At 70.0% G+C, this 2,278-nt stretch carries 3 protein-coding genes; 2 read left to right on the forward strand and 1 reads right to left on the reverse strand.

Annotated elements, in window-relative coordinates; genetic code table 11:
* Positions 1 to 791 (reverse strand): SDR family NAD(P)-dependent oxidoreductase (locus NQ160_RS22575; RefSeq protein WP_257517269.1); only part of this gene is annotated, 791 nt, incomplete at its 3' end.
* 49 nt (positions 792 to 840) lie between these two features.
* Between NQ160_RS22575 and NQ160_RS22580 the strand changes: the two genes are divergently transcribed.
* Positions 841 to 1,407, forward strand: coding sequence for a TetR/AcrR family transcriptional regulator (locus NQ160_RS22580; protein ID WP_257517270.1), 567 nt, complete (start codon positions 841 to 843; stop codon positions 1,405 to 1,407).
* A 122-nt stretch (positions 1,408 to 1,529) separates the two neighbouring features.
* The coding region (locus NQ160_RS22585; protein ID WP_257517271.1) for an APC family permease at positions 1,530 to 2,278 on the forward strand (749 nt) is incomplete at its 3' end.

Consider the following 2,278-nt stretch of genomic DNA (forward strand, 5'->3'; position numbering starts at 1 on the left):
ACCACCGCGTGCTTCGACGCGGTGTAGGCCGCTCCGGCCGCCGAGCCGCGCAGGGCCGCCTCGGATGCGGTGTTGACGATCGAGCCGCCGCCCTGGGCGAGCATGGCGGGGATGACCGCTCGCGTGAGCTTCATCGTGCCGGTCACGTTGATGGCCATGACCCGGTCCCAGACGGCGTCGGTGACGTCGCCGATGGGGGTCATGTCGTCCATGATCCCGGCGACGTTCGCCAGCGCGTCGATGGTGTCGCCGGCGGCCTCGACGATGCGGGCGATGCCGGCGTCGTCGGTGATGTCGGCGACGACGGTGACGATGTCGGCGCCCGGGTGCTCGCCGGTGAACTCGGCGAGGCGCTCCTCGCTGACGTCGACGGCCACCACGCGGCCGCCTTCACGGGCGACCCGCGACGCGGTGGCGCGACCGATGCCGGAGCCCGCACCGGTGACGATCACGGTCTGTCCGGTGAAGCGGCCCTGGTCGATGCGCTCGGTCCACTCGCGCAGCGGCACGGCGGGTGCGCCGGCGTCGTCGGTCGACTCCACGGGGGTGGGAGTGACACCCTCGGGCACCTCACCGGCGGCGACGCGACGGACGAGCTCGTCGAGCATCTCCTGGGTGAACGAGCCGCGGCTCAGCTTGACGAGACGCTTGATGGCGAGGCGCCTCACCGGCTTGAAGACCTCGGGGGTCTGGCCGCTCTGCGCGAGCATGTGGGTGAGGATGGCGTTGCCGGCCGGGTCGGCCAGCCAGTCGGCAATCGCAGAGTCGCCGGTGAGCGGGGTGGTGCCCATGGTGTAGTCCTTTCTACCGGACAAAAGTGTCCGGTATTAGGTTATACCCGTGGGCAACGACGTGGAAGTGTCTCGCAAGGTCAACCGCGGCCGCGCGGCTGGGCCCGAGAACCGTCGTGCGCTCCTCCGCGCCGCCCGCGAGGTGTTCGCCGAGTACGGCCTGTCGGCGCCGTTCTCGGCCGTCGCCAAGCGCGCCGGCGTCGGACAGGGCAGCCTCTATCGCCATTTTCCCGACCGCACCGCGCTGGCCGCGGCGCTCTTCGAGGAGAACGTCGCGGCGATCGAGGCCCACACCGCGCCCGATGACCGCACGCTCGAAGACCTCTTCGACGTCATCGTGGATCAGGCGGTGGTCTCCACCGCGCTCATCGACCTCATGGTGCGCAACCGCCACGACGCGCACGTGGTGGCCCTCGGCGATCGCTTCCGCCAGGTCGTGGACCGCCTGCTGGTTCGTGAGCGGCAGGCCGGTCACGTCGGCGCCCACGTCGACACCGCTGACATCATGCTCGCCGTCGGCATGCTCGCCGGTGAGCTCGCCCGCACCGACGAGGCCGACCGTGCCGATGTCGCGGTGCGTGCGCGGCGGCAGTTCCGGCGCGCGTTCGCTCCCTGACGCCCGCCGCACGCGCGCGAAAGCAGTTCCGTCGCGCTTTCGCAAGGGCGAGATATCGGATCACCGCCGCACCGTACACTTCCCGAGGCCCGAACGACCCGGGCCGAGGGTGGAGAACGAAAGTGGCGGAGATCCGTGAAGCGCACCAGTCGCAGGACAAGCTCAGGCGGGGGATAACCGGGCCGCTGCTGTTCGTCTTCATCCTGGGAGACGTGCTGGGTGCGGGCATCTACGCGCTCATGGGCGTGCTGTCGGCCGAGGTCGGCGACGCGCTGTGGGCACCGCTGCTCGTGGCGCTGGCCCTGGCCCTGCTGACGGCCGGTTCCTACGCGGAGCTGGTCACCAAGTACCCCCGGGCGGGCGGTGCGGCGGTTTTCGCGGAACGCGCGTTCAAGGCGAAGTGGCTGTCATTCCTGGTCGGGTTCAGCATGCTCGCCGCGGGGGTCGTGAGCGCGGCGGGACTGGCGCTGGCCTTCGCCGGGGATTACCTGACCTCGTTCATCGATGCGCCTCCCACTCTGGCGGCGGTCGTCTTCCTGGCGCTCGTCGCGGCGCTGAACGCCCGCGGCATCCGCGAATCGATGCGCACCAACATGGTGATGACGTGCATCGAGCTCAGTGGACTCGTGATCGTGATCGTCGCCGTGGCGATCATGATGGGCTCCGGCGGGGGAGACGTCTCGCGCGTGGGCCAGTTCCCGACCGACACCTCGCCTGCCATCGCGGTGCTCGGCGGGGCGATCATCGCCTATTACTCGTTCGTGGGGTTCGAGACCTCGGCGAACATCATCGAGGAGGTCACCGCCCCCTCGCGCGTGTACCCCCGGGCGCTGTTCGGCTCCCTCATCGTCGCGGGAATCGTGTACGTGCT

The organism is Microbacterium sp. zg.Y909, assembly GCF_024626565.1.